Source organism: Cytobacillus sp. IB215316, assembly GCF_033963865.1.
In the GTDB taxonomy this organism is placed as follows: domain Bacteria; phylum Bacillota; class Bacilli; order Bacillales; family SM2101; genus Nanhaiella; species Nanhaiella sioensis.
In genome coordinates, this window is sequence record NZ_JAXBMC010000054.1 from 1 (window position 1) to 1321 (window position 1321).

At 29.6% G+C, this 1321-nt stretch carries 2 protein-coding genes; both read right to left on the reverse strand.

The window, feature by feature from the left end:
- Positions 1-183, reverse strand: a 183-nt coding sequence (locus tag SLH48_RS22335) for an S-layer homology domain-containing protein (protein ID WP_320259914.1), incomplete at its 3' end; no start/stop codon positions are given.
- A 252-nt stretch (positions 184-435) separates the two neighbouring features.
- The gene (locus SLH48_RS22340; RefSeq protein WP_320259915.1) at positions 436-948 is read right to left on the reverse strand and encodes a DUF4275 family protein; all 513 of its coding nucleotides are present in this window, start codon (positions 946-948) and stop codon (positions 436-438) included.
- Positions 949-1321 lie beyond the last annotated feature (373 nt).

Consider the following 1321-nt stretch of genomic DNA (forward strand, 5'->3'; position numbering starts at 1 on the left):
GTTGATCACACCTTTTTCAGCAAGAAACTCAATCTCATTTTGTGCCCAATGACCTTTTACATCTGAGAACTTGGCTTGCTCATTTGTTGCAGCTGATACTACGTTCAATCCACCATTAACGGTTACAGGTTGTCCTATAGTTACTGCCAGTATTGTTGCTCCAATAATTAGTGTTTTTTTCATCATAACCTCCACAATATGTGTACTTACAATATTATAAGTTTTTCCTATACATCCACATTTCCCCTATTAATTTTACACTATAGAATTAACAATTTGAACGATGAAAAAAGTTAACAAATAAAGACGCTTTTCAGAGTTATTTCTGAAAAGCGCCATTTTGTTGAATACCATTTTCTTTTTATCCAATAATATGATATGGGATATTCTTAAAACTAATCGACTCAATTCTATATCTATCATTGAAGTCACTTTCTATATCTTAGACTGTTTGTAAAAATATGGCCCATACTCTCTCTCATGTGTATTTACATAAGTCCACTTATAATTTGAATCAACCACATAAATATCTTGCTGATACATAAAATCTTCTGCTTCTAAAGTATTTGCACATTCCAGCTTCCAAGCAAAGTCATGATTTTGATAAAAAACATAACAAATATCTTTCTTAATTTCATCAAACGCTTCCTTTGCCTCTTTTCCTTCTAAACAACATAACAATTTATTGCTAAAAACATGCCATAAAAACTCATTGAAATGGATATCATGTTTCATTGAATCACTTATTGAGCTCGTAAATTCTGTTTCCCAATCTATTCGTAAAGATTGAGCATTTCCATGATCCTTAACAACAATACCATCTTTTTTAAAATAATGAATGAAATCATATCTACCTTTAATAAATGAAACATAATTTAACAAGTTGAAAACTTCCACATTAGGTAGTTTATCAATCATTTCATGTAACAGTTGCCTATTTCTACTCATAAGTCACCTACTTTAAATTAATGTCAAACAGACTATTATTTTTTTCAATTATAATATAATAACGAATGTTCTTATGTATAAAACAATATAACCATACTGTTTTAAAACCTTCAATCTTTCCTAAGAATGAAAAATGACGCTTTTCTGTTTTGTTATGATCCATTTATAGTAGACACTTATATTAAAGCGCATGCTTCTGGTTGATCTTTTTTCTATAGGTATTATTCTTCATCTAGCCGGGATAGCCTTTACTATATTCTTGCGCCATATTGTTGAACAATATTGTCATGTAGTCTTAGAACTATTCGACTCATTAATCAATATGTTTATTTGTTGTATGACAATATCTTTCCAATTAATAGTGAAATGTGAT